The sequence below is a fragment of the Symbiopectobacterium purcellii genome (genome assembly GCF_019797845.1).
Taxonomy (GTDB): Bacteria; Pseudomonadota; Gammaproteobacteria; order Enterobacterales; family Enterobacteriaceae; genus Symbiopectobacterium; species Symbiopectobacterium purcellii.
In genome coordinates this window covers 510,245-528,159 of sequence record NZ_CP081864.1, presented here as the reverse complement: position 1 = coordinate 528,159, position 17,915 = coordinate 510,245, and the positions used below count along the sequence as shown (strand labels likewise).

The 17,915-nt window shown below is 50.5% G+C and carries 19 protein-coding genes; 13 read left to right on the top strand and 6 right to left on the bottom strand.

Translation table 11 applies throughout. The annotated features are described in order from the left end of the window. Positions 1-25 precede the first annotated feature (25 nt). The 3 genes from K6K13_RS02415 to K6K13_RS02405 form a co-directional block, all read right to left on the bottom strand. A complete protein-coding gene (locus K6K13_RS02415; RefSeq protein ID WP_222159398.1) occupies positions 26-2,656 on the bottom strand; it encodes a TcfC E-set like domain-containing protein in 2,631 nt (876 codons plus the stop codon). A gap of 128 nt (positions 2,657-2,784) precedes the next feature. Next, a complete protein-coding gene (locus K6K13_RS02410) occupies positions 2,785-3,225 on the bottom strand; it encodes a CS1 type fimbrial major subunit (RefSeq protein WP_252120395.1) in 441 nt (146 codons plus the stop codon). 100 nt (positions 3,226-3,325) lie between these two features. Beyond that, positions 3,326-4,060, bottom strand: coding sequence for a fimbrial protein (locus tag K6K13_RS02405; protein WP_222159396.1), 735 nt, complete (start codon positions 4,058-4,060; stop codon positions 3,326-3,328). Positions 4,061-4,725: 665 nt separating this feature from the next. Between K6K13_RS02405 and K6K13_RS23500 the strand changes: the two genes are divergently transcribed. The 8 genes from K6K13_RS23500 to K6K13_RS02365 all read left to right on the top strand — a co-directional run bounded on the left by K6K13_RS23500 (position 4,726) and on the right by K6K13_RS02365 (position 12,826). Beyond that, a complete protein-coding gene (locus tag K6K13_RS23500) occupies positions 4,726-4,989 on the top strand; it encodes a helix-turn-helix domain-containing protein (protein WP_222160937.1) in 264 nt (87 codons plus the stop codon). A 121-nt stretch (positions 4,990-5,110) separates the two neighbouring features. Next, positions 5,111-5,350: an excisionase gene (locus K6K13_RS02395; RefSeq protein WP_222159395.1), complete on the top strand. Its 240-nt coding sequence runs from the start codon at positions 5,111-5,113 to the stop codon at positions 5,348-5,350. Between the two features lie 10 nt (positions 5,351-5,360). Next, complete coding sequence (locus K6K13_RS02390) at positions 5,361-6,395, top strand: tyrosine-type recombinase/integrase (protein ID WP_222159394.1); 1,035 nt, start codon at positions 5,361-5,363, stop codon at positions 6,393-6,395. A gap of 82 nt (positions 6,396-6,477) precedes the next feature. Further along, positions 6,478-7,320 carry a hypothetical protein gene (locus K6K13_RS02385; RefSeq protein ID WP_222159393.1) on the top strand — a complete coding sequence of 281 codons (843 nt, stop codon included), beginning with the start codon at positions 6,478-6,480 and terminating at the stop codon, positions 7,318-7,320. After that, complete coding sequence (locus tag K6K13_RS02380; RefSeq protein ID WP_222159392.1) at positions 7,317-9,278, top strand: vWA domain-containing protein; 1,962 nt, start codon at positions 7,317-7,319, stop codon at positions 9,276-9,278. Before K6K13_RS02385 ends, K6K13_RS02380 begins: the two co-directional genes overlap by 4 nt. Further along, the gene (locus K6K13_RS02375) at positions 9,278-10,003 is read left to right on the top strand and encodes an ABC transporter ATP-binding protein (protein WP_222159391.1); all 726 of its coding nucleotides are present in this window, start codon (positions 9,278-9,280) and stop codon (positions 10,001-10,003) included. Before K6K13_RS02380 ends, K6K13_RS02375 begins: the two co-directional genes overlap by 1 nt. Continuing rightward, positions 9,993-11,207, top strand: coding sequence for an ABC transporter permease (locus K6K13_RS02370; protein WP_222159390.1), 1,215 nt, complete (start codon positions 9,993-9,995; stop codon positions 11,205-11,207). The genes K6K13_RS02375 and K6K13_RS02370 overlap by 11 nt, the downstream gene beginning before the upstream one ends. A gap of 50 nt (positions 11,208-11,257) precedes the next feature. After that, positions 11,258-12,826, top strand: a complete 1,569-nt coding sequence (locus K6K13_RS02365) for a formylglycine-generating enzyme family protein (RefSeq protein ID WP_222159389.1) — start codon at positions 11,258-11,260, stop codon at positions 12,824-12,826. Positions 12,827-12,907: 81 nt separating this feature from the next. Here K6K13_RS02365 and K6K13_RS02360 read toward each other — a convergent pair whose 3' ends face one another. Further along, complete coding sequence (locus K6K13_RS02360) at positions 12,908-13,342, bottom strand: RidA family protein (protein ID WP_222159388.1); 435 nt, start codon at positions 13,340-13,342, stop codon at positions 12,908-12,910. A 144-nt stretch (positions 13,343-13,486) separates the two neighbouring features. Between K6K13_RS02360 and K6K13_RS02355 the strand changes: the two genes are divergently transcribed. From K6K13_RS02355 to K6K13_RS02345, 3 genes are all read left to right on the top strand, one after another. After that, on the top strand, positions 13,487-14,404 hold the full coding sequence (locus tag K6K13_RS02355) for a LysR family transcriptional regulator (RefSeq protein WP_222159387.1): 918 nt from the start codon (positions 13,487-13,489) through the stop codon (positions 14,402-14,404). Positions 14,405-14,494: 90 nt separating this feature from the next. Continuing rightward, complete coding sequence (locus K6K13_RS02350) at positions 14,495-14,845, top strand: DUF1304 domain-containing protein (RefSeq protein ID WP_222159386.1); 351 nt, start codon at positions 14,495-14,497, stop codon at positions 14,843-14,845. A 23-nt stretch (positions 14,846-14,868) separates the two neighbouring features. Continuing rightward, on the top strand, positions 14,869-15,441 hold the full coding sequence (locus tag K6K13_RS02345) for a hypothetical protein (RefSeq protein ID WP_222159385.1): 573 nt from the start codon (positions 14,869-14,871) through the stop codon (positions 15,439-15,441). Between the two features lie 106 nt (positions 15,442-15,547). Here the strand turns inward: K6K13_RS02345 and spy are convergent, their stop codons facing one another. Beyond that, positions 15,548-16,036 carry an ATP-independent periplasmic protein-refolding chaperone Spy gene (gene spy, locus K6K13_RS02340; RefSeq protein ID WP_222159384.1) on the bottom strand — a complete coding sequence of 163 codons (489 nt, stop codon included), beginning with the start codon at positions 16,034-16,036 and terminating at the stop codon, positions 15,548-15,550. Positions 16,037-16,343: 307 nt separating this feature from the next. Between spy and K6K13_RS02335 the strand changes: the two genes are divergently transcribed. Together K6K13_RS02335 and K6K13_RS02330 are read left to right on the top strand one after the other, a co-directional pair. Further along, entirely contained in the window at positions 16,344-16,814 is a 471-nt protein-coding gene (locus tag K6K13_RS02335; protein WP_222159383.1) for a MarR family winged helix-turn-helix transcriptional regulator, read from the top strand. Between the two features lie 88 nt (positions 16,815-16,902). After that, on the top strand, positions 16,903-17,328 hold the full coding sequence (locus K6K13_RS02330) for an organic hydroperoxide resistance protein (RefSeq protein WP_222159382.1): 426 nt from the start codon (positions 16,903-16,905) through the stop codon (positions 17,326-17,328). Between the two features lie 88 nt (positions 17,329-17,416). Here the strand turns inward: K6K13_RS02330 and K6K13_RS02325 are convergent, their stop codons facing one another. After that, on the bottom strand, positions 17,417-17,713 hold the full coding sequence (locus tag K6K13_RS02325) for a hypothetical protein (protein ID WP_222159381.1): 297 nt from the start codon (positions 17,711-17,713) through the stop codon (positions 17,417-17,419). Positions 17,714-17,915 lie beyond the last annotated feature (202 nt).

Genomic DNA, 17,915 nt, shown 5'->3' with positions numbered 1-17,915 from the left:
GGTCTGGATTATTGGTGTAAACGTATTAGTCTGTCATTGCTACCGGGCTGTTTGTACGCTCTGACCCGGCGGTCATCAGGGTAACCTGACGACGCTCTGCTGACGGCAGATGCGCCATATCTGTGCGCTGGCACGTGGTGGCACCCAGATAGCGAACGACATCGCGTACTTTCCGCACCTTCAGTGCACACACCCAGAACCGGTCTGCCCGCATAACGTACAGCTGGTCCATGCGTGACTCCGTCTCCATGGTAAAACCGCCGTCACCGACTGACGTCCATGACGCCACATTGAGGGGGATAGCGCCCTCAAGAGGCTGACGTGAACCATCAAGCAACCGGCCGAGCCAGATATAGCGCGGACTCACGGTAACCTCTTTATTAAGTATTTTACCGGGAGCCATAAAGGCCGTGGTCGTGCCCGTACCCCGGGTGATTTCAGCCGCCACCCCGTCAGAGGGGACGCCCGACTCATTGATACTGAATCTGCTTTCCTGATATCCCTGCGTCGTAAACACTGCCCGCCGCCCGCTTGTGATATCCGTCCGACGCCCGAGACCGGAGATACTGACCCGGGAACCGGTCTCGCCATCACTCTGCCCGACGGAGACACCAAAGGCTGAGGCCGCGCCGTCATTACTCCAGCGCCCCAGCGCCACGCCTGACCGGTCCACCACCAGGGAGGAGTTGTAGGCTCCGCTGCTGCCAAAGGTATGCCGGCGGCTTCCTGAACGGTCCCACGCATCACTTACCGTCAGCGTGCCATCACCGTACTGACTGCCGGTACTTCCGGTGACCGAGCCATTCACCGTATCAGTATTGACGCCTGACAATGCCACGCCTATGCGGTCATTTCCGTTATCTTCGCCATATTGGGTCATTGATGTACTGTACCCAAGCTGACTTCCACTTGGCTGTCCAGACTGCCAGCTGACGCCGGCGCTGGTTGTCCGGCGAGCTCCGCCTGAAAGTTTCGTACTGCGGGATATTGATACCCCGATATACCCGCCTTTGTCGGGGCTGCTGTAGGTGCTGACATTTCTGACATAAGCGCTCAGCCGCGTGTTTATATTGAGGCCATTGACAGCAAAGCTGCGATTCAGACCAAGCTGCCAGTTCTCGCTACGGGAGCGGGACTGGTACACCTGTTCCCAGGGGGCACCGGCATTATATTCAGCACTGTTTTCATCCAGGTCCTGACGGTAAACATAACGCCCCTGATTATCGCTAAGGGTATAACCCACAATGACCTGCCAGCTCATTACGGGAACAGACAACATCACGCTGGTGTTTTTGTAGCAGCCCGTGAAGTCATAAATATGCGAGCGCTGGACATTACAGTCATCCGCCGTCCGTGATGTGCGGTAAAAGCTGAGAGCGAAACCATCGTTGTAACTCACCTGCTGGGTATTCCCTCGGGAACCATCGCTGCCTTGCAGCGAGCTGACCCGCGTGCTCAGCTGCCCCCCCGCGTCAAATCCATGAAGCCAGTCGGCTGCCGCTTCGGCATATTCAGACTCACTGAGTACAGCCGTTCCGGCCGTAAGCGCCAGCGTGTCTGTCAGAGGGAGGCGACCGCCGGCATGCATGACAAAATGCTCATGTGAAGCATCCGTAGTCATGGAGGAGCGTTCACTGTCCGGTGAACCCGCCTGCAGGAACCACTGAAATCCGTTCCCCCACCCTATCTCCTGGCGGGTATAAAGCTGTGATTCCGTTCGTACGAGCTGGTTATTCTCATAAATACGCAAGGTCAGCGTGTAACTGCCCGCCGGTAACATACTGGTATCGAGTAACTGCATGCCGGCTTTGAGGTAGAACGTGTTGAGCAACTGATTATCCCGGTAGGCATCCACTCGCGCATCCCGGGGTAAAAACAGGTTCACAGGCGTGCCTGCTGACATTTTGCTTTTATTTGCCCACGCCAGAGTCGACCCCATACGAAAGCCGCGAATGCGCCCTATCGGCAACTGATTCAGGGCTATATTCCCCCCCGCATTCGTATAGATATCCTGAGAATTCATCAGTCCGGCCTGGATATAGATGCGTTTCAGAAAATCCTGCCTGAAATACGCATTAGAGGCTTCCGCCTGCTGGGTACCGGAATGACCAGAACGCTGGCTCAGCCAGCTCCAGTCCACATTGGCATAGCTGGTTTCTCCCAGCCCGAGAGTGCCATTACCTCTTAATGTCAGTGATTGATACTGACCCGTCGTGGCCAGATTTAGAGCCTGCTGGTGAATAAGTGCATTGCGGCCTGCTGGCGTGGCCTGGTAATAACCACTGTCTTCAGGCTCGTGAAGAGTGTAACGGTCGCTGAGAAACAGTCTGACTACATTATTGTTTTCATCATAAATAAGACCGAGGCTGTCTGTTTTGAGATAATCACAGCCGACACGCCCCCGGTGGGCACTGCATGATAACTGGCCATTCCTGCTCAATGGCAGATGAAGTTTTTTTGTCAGCAGGGAATCAAGTCCGGAGGGATTGCCGTAAAGTTTCGCGATGGCCAGCGATAATTTATCAGGCTCAAGAAAGGTTATATTTTCAAGGTCCACCCGGATACGGGCCATGCCAAGAGACTGACCATATACCTGAACCTCTGACTGAAATTCCTGACCCTGAATCAACTCTTCAAACCCTGCCGGGACACGCATAGTGGCATGAGATATCGCTGGAATGATGACTGCAAAAGGAAAGAGAATACTACAGACTGGAAATCGGTTCACATAAAACCCGCACAGAAGATACCTGACGGGGTTGCCGCCAGGTATGAATTAATAAATCAGGAGCCTTGGCTTGTTGCCTGCGCCAGAACCAGGGAGACGGTTCCGCTGTAGTCACCCGCAGTACTGACAACACCCTTGGTTGTCTGGGATATCACCAGAGGGATTGTGATTGAGCCGTTAGTAATCCCGTTCGGGAAATACTCGGCAAACTCCAGTTTCGAGCTCGCCGTATTAAGCTCGATACCGTTCAGCGTCACCGTAAGAGGGATGGTGGTGGTCGTCGTCGGTGCGCTCAGTGATGGTGAACTTGTTGCCAGGGCAATAGTCAGGTCAGCAGTGGCTGAGTTAGACCAGAGCTTCACACTCCTTGAGACGGAATTGAGCCCATGACTCGGCAAATACGACATGGCAATGGTGTCCGGCAAAGCCGTGCCGTCAGAGAGCGTGATATCCACGGTCGGATCAATCGATGCCGTGACGGTGATGTCTCTTGTCACAGCATGCGCGGATGTGAAAGTCAGAATGGCTGCAGAAAGCAGTGAATATGAAAGAATTTTTTTCATCAGTTACCCTTAAATCAACTGTTCTTAAAAAGTACTATGGCAATGCCTCAGGCGTTATCTCCTTCACATTGCCGGTTGTAACATCTGTATATTTAAACTTGTACTGCTCACCTGGTTTGAACGTAAAATCTTTAAGGATGACCTGCATATCTGGATAAATTGTTTTCACTTTGTTTTGCCATTTGCAGTTCCCCTGCTTATCACAGATGCCAATTTCCTTTAATTGCAATCTGACCGTACCATCATTTAAGATTTCAGATGAGCCCGGACGGTATTTCATGCTGACCACTATATTCTGAGGCGGCACATGCAATAAAACACCCCAGATTATATTGACACCCACCCGGGTGGAAATATCTTTATTTGATGATTTCCCGGTAATCTCAGAAGAGAAGGTGTTTTTATCTACAGACTCAAAGTAAATACGCCAGGTTGTTTCTTTCTCTGGTGGTAACATTGATACAATTCGGACAATCCTTTCACTGCCGGCTGCCAGCGCAATTTTCGAGGGCACCACAGCAATGCCGGTATCACCGCCAATATCGGAGACAACTTCACGCTCCTGCGGCGTGCCGGGATTTTCTATTCGTTTCAGCGTCACTTTAACAAATTGCACATCATCATCTTTTGATACAAGCGTCAGTTGCCTGGTGCTTTTGTCATCAAGAGAGGCTACCATCGGGTAGACGTACATTGCCGCGACAGCATCTGCAGCCAGAAAAAAACAAAAAAACGCAGTCACACCGAAAATAAGTGAACGAAGCCGCATGACAAACCTTAATAAAATTAATATTCATTTATCTGAGCCGGTAACAAACAGATTAAAACAGTTCCATGCCCAGCATAACCGAGAGAGAAAAACACACGCCCCGACCGTTGGTGACGGCATATATACGTATTTACGGCGCATTAAGACGATCATGTATTCAATACGGGCTTTGTTGAATAATAGTGAATCATGCTGTTTTTCCATGCAATTTTTGGTTGAAAATGCTTGTCACATCAGGTGTACAGTTTTATCTAACTGCATGATTTTGCGTTGCGATGATCTGTCGTTTCACCGGGGGTGCAGCATAAAATATGTTTATTCAACAAAGCCTTCAATACGTTGATTGGCTATCAGAAATAATACCCCCACACAATGAACGTGCCGATGATACTGTCGTGCGAACTTTCCCAAAACACCCCTTTGAGAGCATTATACACAACCACACATAGATCGTCAAGACTTATCGAAATAAATTATTTGATAGTCACACACTACGGATTCCCGGCATAAACCGCCCAGGCAAAACGGCACTATCGGAAAAAATGTCCAATATTTATTTTGATGATCGGATTTATTGCCCCATTCCCACTCGAAACGCAACAAAGTGGCACACTGGCCAGACCCGGATAAAATGAGCGTTCTGGCCTTACTGGAGAGCCTGTTGCATACAGGGAAAACATCTGACTCAGAAAGAACGGTTCTACATCGAAAAGCGACGTGGTGAAGGTGTCAACCAAGCTACCATCGCCAGAGAGCTTGATATGCCTCGCTCGACCATCAGCAGGGAACTCAGACGCAATACCGACCCCACTTTCAATGGCGTCTACTGCTGTAGAAGGGCGGACAAATCAAATGGTGATTTAGGGACTTATATCATTGGCGCTGACACGACCTGCACCAGCACCTTAATCAAGGCTGTTACCGCCTGAAATCACCTTCATCACCGCACACCCTGCCTGCAACCTTCACGGTACCGTTTCTGAGATTCACAAATCCCCCCTTGCCACCATGACAAATGGCGCAGCGGCTTGATTTTAGCAGAGGTAAATAATGGCATACATCACCTTATCCGAGTGGAACCGGCGGCAAACCCGTCCGCGCTGCATGGAAACCGTCAGGCGATTGGTCAGGAGCGGAATGATTTTTCCCGCACCGATACGAGATGGGCGCGAATATCTGGTTGAGGAAAACGCCTGCAAGCTCACCCAGAACAAAAACATTGGCCCATCCAGCGCCCTTCACCCCACCCTGTTATCGAGGATAAGACATGGCACGCCGGAGAAGCCATAAGAACCGCGATTTGCCGCCAAACCTGCAACCGCGCAATGGCGGCTATTTTTGCTACCGTGACCCGCGCACCGGAAAAGAGTATGGCCTGGGCCGCCATCGACAGGGGGCCATTACGCAAGCCATCGCCGCTAATATGGCGATTTATGGCTCATCAAAACCATCACCGCTCGTTGACCGCATCAACGACACACAGGTGACTACAGTTAGCGAATGGACTGAACGTTATCTGAGGATACTCGAAGGACGGAAACTCAAGCCGAAAACGATGAGCGAGTACAATAAATACCTGAAAGCAGTCAATGCCCACTTAGGTGAATTCGCTATTCAGCAGGTAGAAACCAAAGACATTGCCTCGTTCCTTCATCAGTGGGTAAAAGAAGGAAAAGTGACAATGGCGAACTGCATCAGGGCGTTGTTACGTGACCTGTTTCGTGAAGCGATTGCTGAGGGGCTACTCAAAAGCAATCCTGCCGAAGCCACCCGAAACCAACGTATAAATATTCAACGGGGGCGCATAACCCTGGATGCGTGGAAAGTCATCCGCAAGGCAGCGGATAGATTACCCGCCTGGGTCGGGCCCTGCCTTGACCTTGCTTTGGTGACAGGTCAACGCCTCGGCGATATACAGGCGCTATGCTGGGAGGATTTAAAAGACGGACGGCTTTACATCAAGCAAGCAAAAACAGGCATGATGCTGGCGTTTTCCCAGACAACCCGCATCGACTGCCTCAATTTATGCCTTGCTGATGTACTGAACCAGTTCAGGAAATTAAACAACGGAATAGCGCATATTGTCGCAAACACCAAATACAAGCAATTTGCCGCAAAAACGATATCTGCCGCTTTTTTGAAGGCGCGCCGTATATCAGGATTAACATGGGAACGCAAACCTCCCTCATTTCATGAAATCAGAAGCCTGGCGGCACGACTCTACACTGATGAGAAAGGGAGGGATTATGCGCAAAAATTGCTCGGACATAAGTCATCAGAGATGACGGATAAATACCGAAATGTCAGGGGCGCTGAGTGGACTGAGATTGAGTAATTTCGATCGAATTTCGAGTAATTTCGACCGATACGCTATAACATATTGAATAATAATCTCGGTATTTTTATGGCGCTATGGCATGCTCAGCGGCAATGGTTTTCGCATTGGCCCAACCTTGCTTGACCCCCTGCTGGCGAATGCGAGTCAGGTACAAATTCAAGTCAAGTTGGCCTCGGGCGAAACACGCAATACCACACTACAATTGGTGCGAGACGATCTGCTCTCATCCGGTGCGCGTGGCCAAACCGGTGATTACAGTAGCAGTAGCGTATTGAGCACGCCGGAACCAGAACCCGCCGAGGCCCCGGCCCCCGAATCGATGCCCTTGCCTGCGATTGAGCCCGAACAAGCACCGCTACCGCCACTGTCAGCCACGGCAGATCTCAAGCGCAACAGCCAGCCGTCGCGGGTGCCAATGCTCGCTGCCGCACTGGTTGTGCTGCTGCTTGCTGTTGGGGCACTCTGGTGGTTTCTGGGACGGGATACGACAACCAGTGCCGCCAAAGCAGCAGACACGCAACAAGAATCCTCAGCGGTATCGGCTTCATCGACGACGCCGTCAGACAAACCCGCCGCCAACGATTGCTCACCCGCTACTCTGAATAGTCAGAAAGAGCTCGAATTCGTACAAAGTTGTGTGCAGCAAAAACTCGATAGCGACAAGCTGCTGGAAATTGTCCAGGCGGCAAAAAACGCGAATAAATGCGGTGTTGCACAGCGTCTGTATGCCAACCGAGCCCAAGGGGGCGACAGCAAGGTCGCACTCGCTTACGCCAGTGAATACGATCCGAAAGATCACAAGCCAAGTGAATGCTTTAAAGAAGCCGATCGAGACACGGCGGTTTATTGGTACGAAACGGCTCTACAATCCGATCCCGATAACCAAAAGGCCAAACAGCGTCTCGAGGAGTTGAGAAAATGATAAATTTTCCAATTCTGCGGTTAATTTTGCCTTTGTACGGGCTGTTTCTCGCTGGCCACGCGCTTGCTGCTGAGGGCAACAAGCCGCTACTGCAAGAAGGAAAAAAAACCTTATATCAGCGGGTACTCACCACGCCAGGCTGCAAACTGGGCAAAACGGCCGGGGATGATAAAGGGCAGTTACAACCCGCTTTCAGTAGCCTTTATGTTTACCAAAAAGCCGACGCCAATGGAGAAAGCTGGGTCAACGTTGGGCCAGATAGCTATGGAAAAACCATCGAGTGGTTACCGAAATCCTGCACCGTTGACTGGAAAATGCAGTTGACTCTGGCGTTCACTAACCCCGCCAACCGCGATCGTCTGCTGTTTTTCAAAGAGAGAAAAAGTCTGGATGATATTCTCGCCGCACCAGATCCCGTGTCACTGGTAGCACCACTGCGTGCCAAACTCAAACGAGAAGGCCAGGCAGAAGGCGTGCAAGCTCAGGAACCTGAGTTTTTTATTGATCTGCAAAAGCAGTTTTACCTGCTGCCCATCTTGAGCGGCGAAGAAGTCATGACTGAAGAGGGGTTCTACACGCGCCTGCTAAACGTCGCGTCGGTCAGCAAGGCGGATCCCAACGCCAAACAGGTCGAAGATGTAAACCAACTCAAAGGGTTCAATGCCACGGTAGTCTTCGTCATCGACTCCACGATTTCGATGGGCCCTTACATTGAGCGCACCAAGGAAGCGGTGAACAAGATCTATGACAAGATTAAACAGGAGAACCTCGGAGAGCAGGTTAAATTTGGTTTGATCTCATACCGTTCAAACACCAAAGCGGTGCCTGGCCTTGAATACAGAACCAAAATATATGCCGACCCCAGTCAGGTTAAAGATGGCAAGGATTTCCTTAACAAGGTCGCAGATCTGAAAGAGGCCAAGGTATCGAGTTCCTTATACGATGAGGACGCCTATGCCGGTGTGCAATCAGCGATTGATGACATTGACTGGAGCAAGTTCGGCGCTCGCTATATGGTTCTGATCACCGATGCAGGGGCAATCGATGGCAGTAACAAACTCTCAGGAACAGGCCTGGATGCCAAACAACTGCGCCTGGAGGCTGGTAACCGAGGCATTGCTATCTACACCTTGCACCTGAAGACACCTAGCGGCAAAGATAATCATGCCAAGGCCGAAAGCCAATACCGCGATCTCTCCAACTTTGATAGTACGCAATCCAACCTTTACCAAGCCGTGAATGCGGGCGACCTGAATGCTTTTGGTCAGCAGGTTGATGCCCTGGCAGCAGCCATTACCGAACAGGTCAAGTCAGCCTACATGGGCGAGCCTGCCGTGGGAAGCGCGCTCTATGCCAAAGATGAAGGTCAAAAAGTGACGCCAGAACAGAAACTGCTTCAGGATACGGCATTGATCGGCCATGCCATGCAGTTGGCTTACCTCGGTAAAAAGAATGGCACGCAAGCACCGCTGGTATTTAAGGCCTGGATCAGCGATCGCGATCTGATCAAGCAGAACATCCCAACAACCGACGTTAGGGTGCTGTTGACCAAAGGGCAACTGAGCGATTTGAGCGATGTCGTAAACCAGATTCTACACGCTGCAAATGAAGGTATCATTTCGCCAACCAAAATGTTTGAGCGCCTACGTACCGTCGCAGCCACTATGGGGGCCGATCCCAACCAACTCAAGCAGCAGGAAAACACCAAGATCACTGAGCTTGGCGTATTGGGAGAATATCTCGCTGACCTCCCCTATCGCAGCGACGTCCTGAACCTCGACGAAGAGACATGGAAAAGCTGGGATGGCCTCTCGCAGGAGAAATTTATCCGAACCCTGTCAGCCAAACTGCGCCACTACCAAAAATATAACGCCGATGTCGATCGCTGGGTTGAACTCGCCAAAGACAGCGATCCACGCGATCGTGTCTATCCAGTACCGTTGGAAATGATGCCCTAATGCTGCATATTCAAAACTTGCACATTGCACGTGGTGAAGGTGTTCAAGCCCATCATGTTTACCTAACGCAGCTTGAGCTGCGGTCAGGACAAGTGATGGCTGTTACTGGTGAAAGCGGCTGTGGTAAAAGCACATTGCTCGAAGCAATAGGCCTATTGCTGCATCCCACCAACATTACGCGTTTTGAGCTAAACGAAGAAGGCCAGCGGCTTGATATTGCAGCATTGCTTAAAGCCAAGCGACAAGCGGAGTTGGCAGAGATTCGTGCACGCCAACTCGGATTTGTGTTACAGAACGGCGGTCTACTGCCCTATTTGACAGTACGCGATAATATTCTGCTGCCCTGCCAAATGCTCGGTGTAGACCCCGATGCAGCCATGTTGGCCAGAATGGTGCATGCGTTAAAACTGGAGCCCCTGTTAGCCAAATATCCAGCGCAGCTTTCATTTGGTGAGCGGCAAAGAACGGCGTTTGCCCGCGCAATTGTGCATCGTCCGAGACTGGTACTGGCTGACGAACCTACCGCAGCGCTTGATCCCCACAATGCGCAGCAGCTGTTTCGCCTATTTATCGAACTGGTTCGCCAAGAAGGCATGATGGCACTGGTTGTTTGCCACGACTGGCCACTGGTTCAACGTTTTGATCTGCCTTGTCTCATCGCTCGTTTTGACCCAACGTCAATAGCTCAAACGCAAGCACAAGGGGGGACATATTTTGTCCTTTAATCGGCTCTTATTGCTTAGCCGACTGACACTGCAAGATCTATGGCACGATCGCATTATCTCGTTTTGCATCATCTCTTCCCTGATCGCCGTCATCGCTCCCCTGCTACTGCTGTTTGGCCTGCGTTTTGGCATCGTCAGCCAGCTGCAGGATGATTTGGCCAACGATCCGCGCAATCTCGAGATCCGTATGCTGAGCAGCGGCAGCTATGACCAAGCCTGGATAGAAACACTTCGTCAGCGTCCAGATGTCGGCTTTGCTATCGGGCAGACCCGCTCGCTGAACACGCTTGCCGATCTGCAAACAGACAGCAGCCATTTTATCGAGAATGTGGAAGTGATCCCTACCGCTTCAGGTGACCCATTACTAGGGAACCTCAAGCTGCATCGCGATAATGATGTTGTATTAACGCAAGAGGCAGCGCGCAAACTGGCAGTCAATGTCGGGGACACGGTCAAACTGCGCGTAAACCGACTGCTGGACACGCGTCGGGAATGGGGACGTAAAAACCTGACTGTCATAGGGATTTTACCGGCCACCTATTTCAACCGCGCAGCAATATTTGTTCAGCCAGCATTACTCATAATGCTTGAGCATTTTCGAGACGGCTATGCTGTCTCAACCCTGGGTATCAGTAGTGGCACTCAAATCGGTGGAAAGCCACCGCTCTATGCCAGAGCCAGGCTGTACGCCAAAGACATTGATCAGGTGGCCAACCTTGAGCGCGATCTCAGGGCGCAACGCATCGAAACATCAAGCCGTTTGGCTGATATTGAAAATGTAAAAAGCATCAACCGAGTGCTAGGTGTAATTTTCAACACGATTGCTACAACGGCACTGATTGGATGCATTGCCTCTCTGATCGGCTCTTTTATCGCCAATGTCGATCGCAAACGTAAGCATATTGCCGTATTGCGCCTACTTGGTTTCACTGGGCCAGCCGTCGGGTTGTATGTGATTTTACAGGGCTGCCTGTTAAGTCTCGCCGCTTATGTCGGTGGCTATAGTGTCTATCTCATCGCCAGCCAGGTATTTAACCGCGCACTGGCCAGTAACCTGGCTACGGGCCAGATGCTATGCAAGATCACGTTAGAACACAGCCTGATAGCCATGGCGCTGACGACGGTAGTGGCGATCTTGGTTGCCAGCATTGGGGCTTATCGCGCCATCAATATTGAACCGGCCCAGAGCCTTCGTGAGCTGTGATGTATTCCACGTCATCAACCCAATTATTTGATCATTAGCGGAGACAGTTTGTGACCTACACTCCTTTTTCACTCATGCCCTTGCTGATGCTTGGCCTGTCCGTGAATATATCCCCGGCATTAGCCACCGCTTGGGATAAAGATGCTTTCAATCCCAAACCCGATGATGAAGATATTATCCTGCCCATGCCTTGCGATGGCGCGATGGCTTTTCGTCGAATTGAGATTCCCGTTGCTAGCCCCCTCGATGATTTACCGATAACTCTCGGGCAGGATGGCGGAGAATGGGGCGTTATCGAACACAGCTACCCCGCCTTTATTGCTGGAAGTTTTGCTGATTCCGGTAAAGGTAAAGGACGCTATTACCTGATGGCCAAATATGAGCTCACAGCCTTGCAATATCAGGCATTGATGGAAGGTAATTGCCCTACACCTTCTCGCAAACTTAGCGTACCAGCAACAGGGATGAGTTGGTTTGAGGCGGTGACAGCCGCTGACAAATACAATCAATGGTTGCGCAGCAACGCCCGCGACAAATTACCCAAAGAAGAAGACGAGCCGGGTTTTTTGCGACTGCCGACGGAAGTTGAATGGGAATTTGCCGCCCGTGGCGGGTTAAAAGTTAACAGTGTCGAGTTTCGCGATATGCGCTATCCGATGGATGATATCAAGAACTATGAATGGTATACCGGCGCTCAATCGTCCAACGGGAAAATACAATTGGTAGGGCGTCTTACTCCTAACCCGCTCGGCCTGTATGACATGCTAGGCAATGTGTCCGAAATGATGTTTACTCCGTATTCTCTTAACAAACTGCACCGCATGCATGGTCAAACCGGAGGCTTTGTGGTGCGCGGTGGCAATTACCTGTCTGATGAGTCAGATATTCGAAGCACAATGCGTAAAGAAGTCAATTACTACGACAATGCAGCACCCGCCACCAGTAAAACAACGGGCCTGCGCCTGGTCGTCGTCTCCCGAACAATAACCTCACAGGGCAGGGTTAAACAGCTAGAAAAAAGTTGGGAAACACTCGGCACTAGTAACCCGAATGCTGACCAGAAAAAAGATGAATCGAAAGATACCGCGAAAGCACTGGGGAGCCTTGCTTCTGGCGTTGAGGATGCAGCACTGAAACAAAAGCTCAAAGAGTTGGAGAATCAACTGCGCGCCAGCAATCAACAGCAGCAAGAAGAGCGCGCGCAATCGATCCGCGCCAGCCTTAACTTAGGCTCCTTTTTGTGTACAAAACTGCAAGATGACGGACGTTTCCTTGACTTCTTGAATCAAAACTATGACGCACTCTGTAAAGACAAGGACGCAAGCGATACAAATTGCGCCAACCGGAAAGCTAAACTCGGTGAGCAAACTGAACGACTACAGCAACTTACGGGTTATTACGCCAGTAGTCTGGTCGATTCGGCAACCTTATATGGGCAAGATGGGCTGAAACATGAGGTTACCGTGTTTGATCAAATGCTCACCCTCAACAAAAGGCTCTCTGGACTCAAGCCCTTCCTTGCTGCGCACTGGCAAAATCAACAGAAGTATTTGGCAAACGGCAAGATTGATACCACTGGCTGGCTGGAAAGCTGTAAGCAGGTAACTGGCAGTAATTAAGAACTAACCATTTGGTTTGTTAAAAAATACTGCTGACACAGTGCTAACGGTGCTGTGTCAGCGACCCGGTGATACGTTTCATTAGACGCTATCATCTGGGCATTTAGTTATGGTTGAACTGAATACTGACGGCAACCTGGCAACCACCTTGATTTCAAAGTGAAAACCAGACAGCCAAGAGACACCGACCCCGGTCAAGGCCGGATAAGGCGCGTCGCCCCAAAATTCCGGTACCACGCTCCAGATGGTTTCCAGGTTTGATTCAGGATCGACCACAAAAACGGTCACATCCACAACATCCTCAAACGTGCAGCCTGCGGCAAACAATACCGCGTTCAAATTCTCAAATGCCCGTCTGACCTGTGTTGTTAAATCCGGTTCCGGTGAACCATCTTCCCGGCTGCCCACCTGCCCTGACACGAATAAAAAGCCGTTGGCTCTCACTGCCGGGGAATATCGATTGCGGTTATAGAGATCTTGTCGCCCTTCAGGAAAAACTACCTCGCGCATTGCCATAACCTACCTCTGAATAACCCGTTTCACGATGGATGACTTGTGTGTCACCGCAGTCTAAGGGCATAGTGGCGGTGAGATAAACGCGCAAAACGCCGCTTCATTATTTGTAAAATACAAACAATCAGAAAGGCATGAGGCAACGAGATGGATCGCTTTGACGCAATGCAGGCTTTTATTCGCGTGGTCGAGTCGGGCAGTTTTACCAAAGCCGCTGCCACGTTACAGATGAACAAGACCTCTGTTACGCAGTTAATCCAGCAACTCGAGATTCGATTGCGCGTCAAATTACTGAACAGAACCACCAGAAAGGTGCACGTTACCGCCGATGGCGCGGTGTATTACGAGCATGCCGTCCGTTTGCTTGCTGCAATGGATGATGCGGAAACCAGCCTCTCCAATGCCGTTACAACGCCCAGAGGTAAGCTGCGCGTTGATGTACCCAGCCCACTGGCTCGTCTGATTCTGGTGCCGGCTTTGCCTACATTTTATGCACGATATCCCGATATCCAGATTGACCTTGGTGCCAGCGATCGAAAGGTAGACATGGTCAGGGAGAATGTGGACTGCGTGATACGCGGAGGCAGTATCTCTGAACAGTCGCTTATTGCTCGTCATGTGGGGGATTTGACGATCGGAGCCTATGCCACGCCGAATTACCTGGCGCAGGCCGGGACACCAACCCACCCTAATCAACTGGCGCAATCAGCGCATTATCTGGTCGGCTACCTGAATTCACAAAACGGAAAGGTGGCGGCAGTAGAAGCGAGCCTGGATGGCAACACGGTCAGCATCACAGGGCGTTATCAGCTTGCCGTTGATGATGGCAATGCCTATCTTGCCGCTGGCCTGGCAGGACTGGGCATTATTTTGTTGCCCACTTACATGGCAAAGGTGCATGAGAATCGTGGCGAATTGCACCGGCTGTTCGAACCGTGGGCATTTAGCCCAATGCCACTTTATCTGGCTTTTCCCCCAAATCGGTATTTAAGCGCCAAGCTTCGGGTGTTTATCGACTGGGTAATTGAACTTATGGCTCACCACGCACCAAAGTGTGCCCCGTGATCGACCCGACGTTAAACATTACTTATTCATAACCCATGCAGTTCACCTATACTTTATTCCCCTACATCACGGTTTCGAGAAGGCTTGATTGTGCTGGCAAACATTCTAATTGCCCTTGTTGCAGCGATACATGTTTACATCCTCGTCCTGGAAATGTTCTTGTGGAACACCCGCGTTGGTCGTAAAGCCTTTAATCTCCACGCAGATTTTGCTCGCGACACCAAGACAATGGCCGCGAATCAGGGGTTGTACAATGGTTTCTTAGCCGCTGGATTACTCTGGGGGTTATGGCTGGGTGAAGCAGGTTTGCAATTTAAGGTCTTTTTTCTGGCTTGCGTTCTGGTTGCCGGGCTGTACGGTGCCCTCACCGTGAGCCGGAAAATTCTCTATGTTCAAGCAATTCCCGCATTGATCGCGCTCATCGCGCTGATGAGTCACTGACGCATATTTAAAAGGATGATGGCATGGATGCATTAACCTATCCCTACACCTTACAGGACTTATTGTCTCTGTATGAGTTTGAACCCCTGCTTGGGCCTTTACACCGGGAGAAGCACTATAACGCGCTAATTGATTGGGCAGAAAAGGAAGTGCTGTTTGGTAATGATTCCGAAACGCTGCTTATCATTGCGTCGTTTTGCCTGGATGTGAAACTGGATTATGACGAGATAAACGGTTATCTCGATCGCTATCTGTATGAGAATAAGATAAAAAGACCCAGCGCAAAGGCCAGCGCCCTGGTCTGGCTTAAGATACAGATGTGGCATTTACTGAATGCCCCAAACGCCAAGGGCGTAGAAGAGGGTTTGTATCTGTTTTCTAAGCACTTTTTCGACTTTGGCCCAGGTTTTTTTTCAAAGGCCGCACACTATCTGAACAACCTCTATTATCAATTGTATGACAGTGGTTGGGGGGATTATCCGTCCAAGGCCGAATCCATGGACGAGCAGGCGATTTTACAGTTCGTTAAGGCGCGTATACGCCCACTTTATCGCAAGCTAACCCATAATGAGTGGTTAACGTTACTCGCACGTTAACCGTTGCCCGGTGAGCGTCTGGCGTAAAAAAACCGCCTGCTCATCGGCTACCCTATAAACGGGCTTGCACGGTGAGTAAGGCGGTTGTCAGAAGAGAAAGGCTGAATTACTTAGCAGCAGCTTTCTCAGCGGGTTCCGTCATCTTGTGATTGATGCGGTTATCAAAATTCTCGTTAAACTGCTTTTTCTGCTCCGGCGTCAGAACGTTATAGATCTTGTTCTGGGTTTCCAGGCGGCTTACCATCCGCGCTTTGTGAATCGCATCCTGCTTATTGACCTGCGCTTGAGCTTTCGCCATATCGAACGTGTCGGAGGCAATCACATCACGCATGGCGCGGTGTTCATCCTGCATCACTTTACGCATGTTATCGCGCGCATCGCGAATGATATCCCCAACCTGTTTTTTCTGCGCCTCGGTCAGGTTGAGATCTTTAAGCATCCACTCTTCATGCATGCCGGCGCGAGGACCACCGCGTTCACCTTTCATCATACGAGCTTCGTGACCATGGCCTTTTTGAGCATCATTCGCATGCGCAATACCCGCTGCGCCAAACGCCAATGTAGATGCCACCAGAATCGCTGTCAGTTTACGCATAGTGCTATCTCTCTCTTTCCAGGTTACTCGTTAACGACGATTGTCGTCTTGACGGTGTTGAGTATAGACAGTGCAACTTCGAGTTAATTAGCGTAAGGGTAAATCTCTGCAAGTTCCGCCTCCACAATTGCGTCAAATGTGGAGAATGCGGAGAAACTATGTAAACCCTGCAAGGAAAACGTTAAGCCCCTCTTAGTCTAGGTAACAATAAAAATATAAAATTACTAAAATCAATCCATTAACAAAAAAAGTTTTTTTGCTCTTAAATCGCTTGCTATTTAATCTTTGTCTATCTAGATTATATCTCATGAACAAGAAAACGCAGACAGTACCAACATCATTGCCAGCGCAAGCCTATCAGCTTGACGGACAACTCTGTTTCGCACTCTATTCAGCCAATCTGGCAATGAATAAAGTCTATCGAAAACAGTTGGCAGCACTGTCGCTCACCTACCCCCAGTATCTTGTCATGCTGGTGTTGTGGGAGCGCGATGGGCTTACGGTGTCGGAACTGGGTGAGCAGCTTTATCTGGATTCCGCTACGCTGACGCCGTTGCTTAAACGATTGCAACAATCTGGCCTGGTCAGCAGAACGCGCAGTGCGGAAGATGAACGTCAGGTGTTGATTCGGTTGACGGAAGAAGGCCGCACATTGCAACAAAAAGCGCGCGCCATACCGGAAAACATGCGGTGTGCCACGCAGTGTGATGACAGCACGCTGCAAGCGATGAAGCAGCAATTAGAATACCTGCGTGCCAGATTGATCGAGAATCTTTGATGGCCGCTTATCTTGACGTTTTATTTCGACCATTTAAATAGCGCACGATTTAATATCGTAATAAAAAATAGCCTGTAGGAGTTACACCATGTCGATTGAAAAAGTACTGTATGTCGCTCACGCAAAAGCCACTGGCGGACGCGATGGCCGCGCCGAATCGTCCGATCAACAGTTAAGTGTCAAATTAACGACACCACGCGAACTGGGCGGTGCCGGTGGCGAAGGGACGAACCCGGAACAGCTGTTTGCCGCAGGTTACTCTGCCTGTTTCCTTGGTGCGCTGAAGTTTGTCGCCAGCAAAGAAAAAATGGCATTGCCAGCGGCAACCACCATTGAGGGAAGCGTCGGCATCGGCGCCGCACCAACCGGATTTGCTATTGAGGTGGAATTGAAAATTGATCTGCCAGGATTGGCGCGTGAAACCGCGCAAGCACTGGTGGAAAAGGCCCATATCGTGTGCCCGTATTCTAACGCCACACGCGGCAATATCGACGTAACCCTGACGCTACTGTAAGCCACGCAGCGTCATGCAAACGGCAGATTTCTGCCGTTTGCTCAGCGAGCACCAACACCAGTGGAAAAAACAGGACAAATCAAATCGATCAGGGAAGTGAACGACTAAAGGCGGAGGCATCCTTCGCCAAGGCGTCAATATAGGCGCCAATCATTTTAATGCGCTGCACCAGGGGATTTCGTTCCGGCGACGCATCCATAGAGTTTAACTGAATCACTAACCTTTCGATCTGTGCGCACAGCTCCGCTTCCCGCTGTTGGGCCTGCGTGAGCTGCTGCTGCCAGCGTTCACGATCCTGACGCCAACCTTGCTGCTGCAACCTGACACAACGTTCCAAATCGGTAAGCGCACTTTCCAGCGCCGGTTCCCACTCATCCACCCACATAGCGATTCCTTAGCACTCTGATCCCGCGAATTATAATGATTGTTGGCACGGACAACAAACCTTCTGGTATGCCGTCCCAATTAACGAGTGTCGCCGTAGGGAATGACACAAATCACATTAAATAAACATTTATTTCACATAACATTCAACACTCGCTACAGTAAACTCATCAGACCAGTTTCTTGCGCGGTTTCTGTGGAGA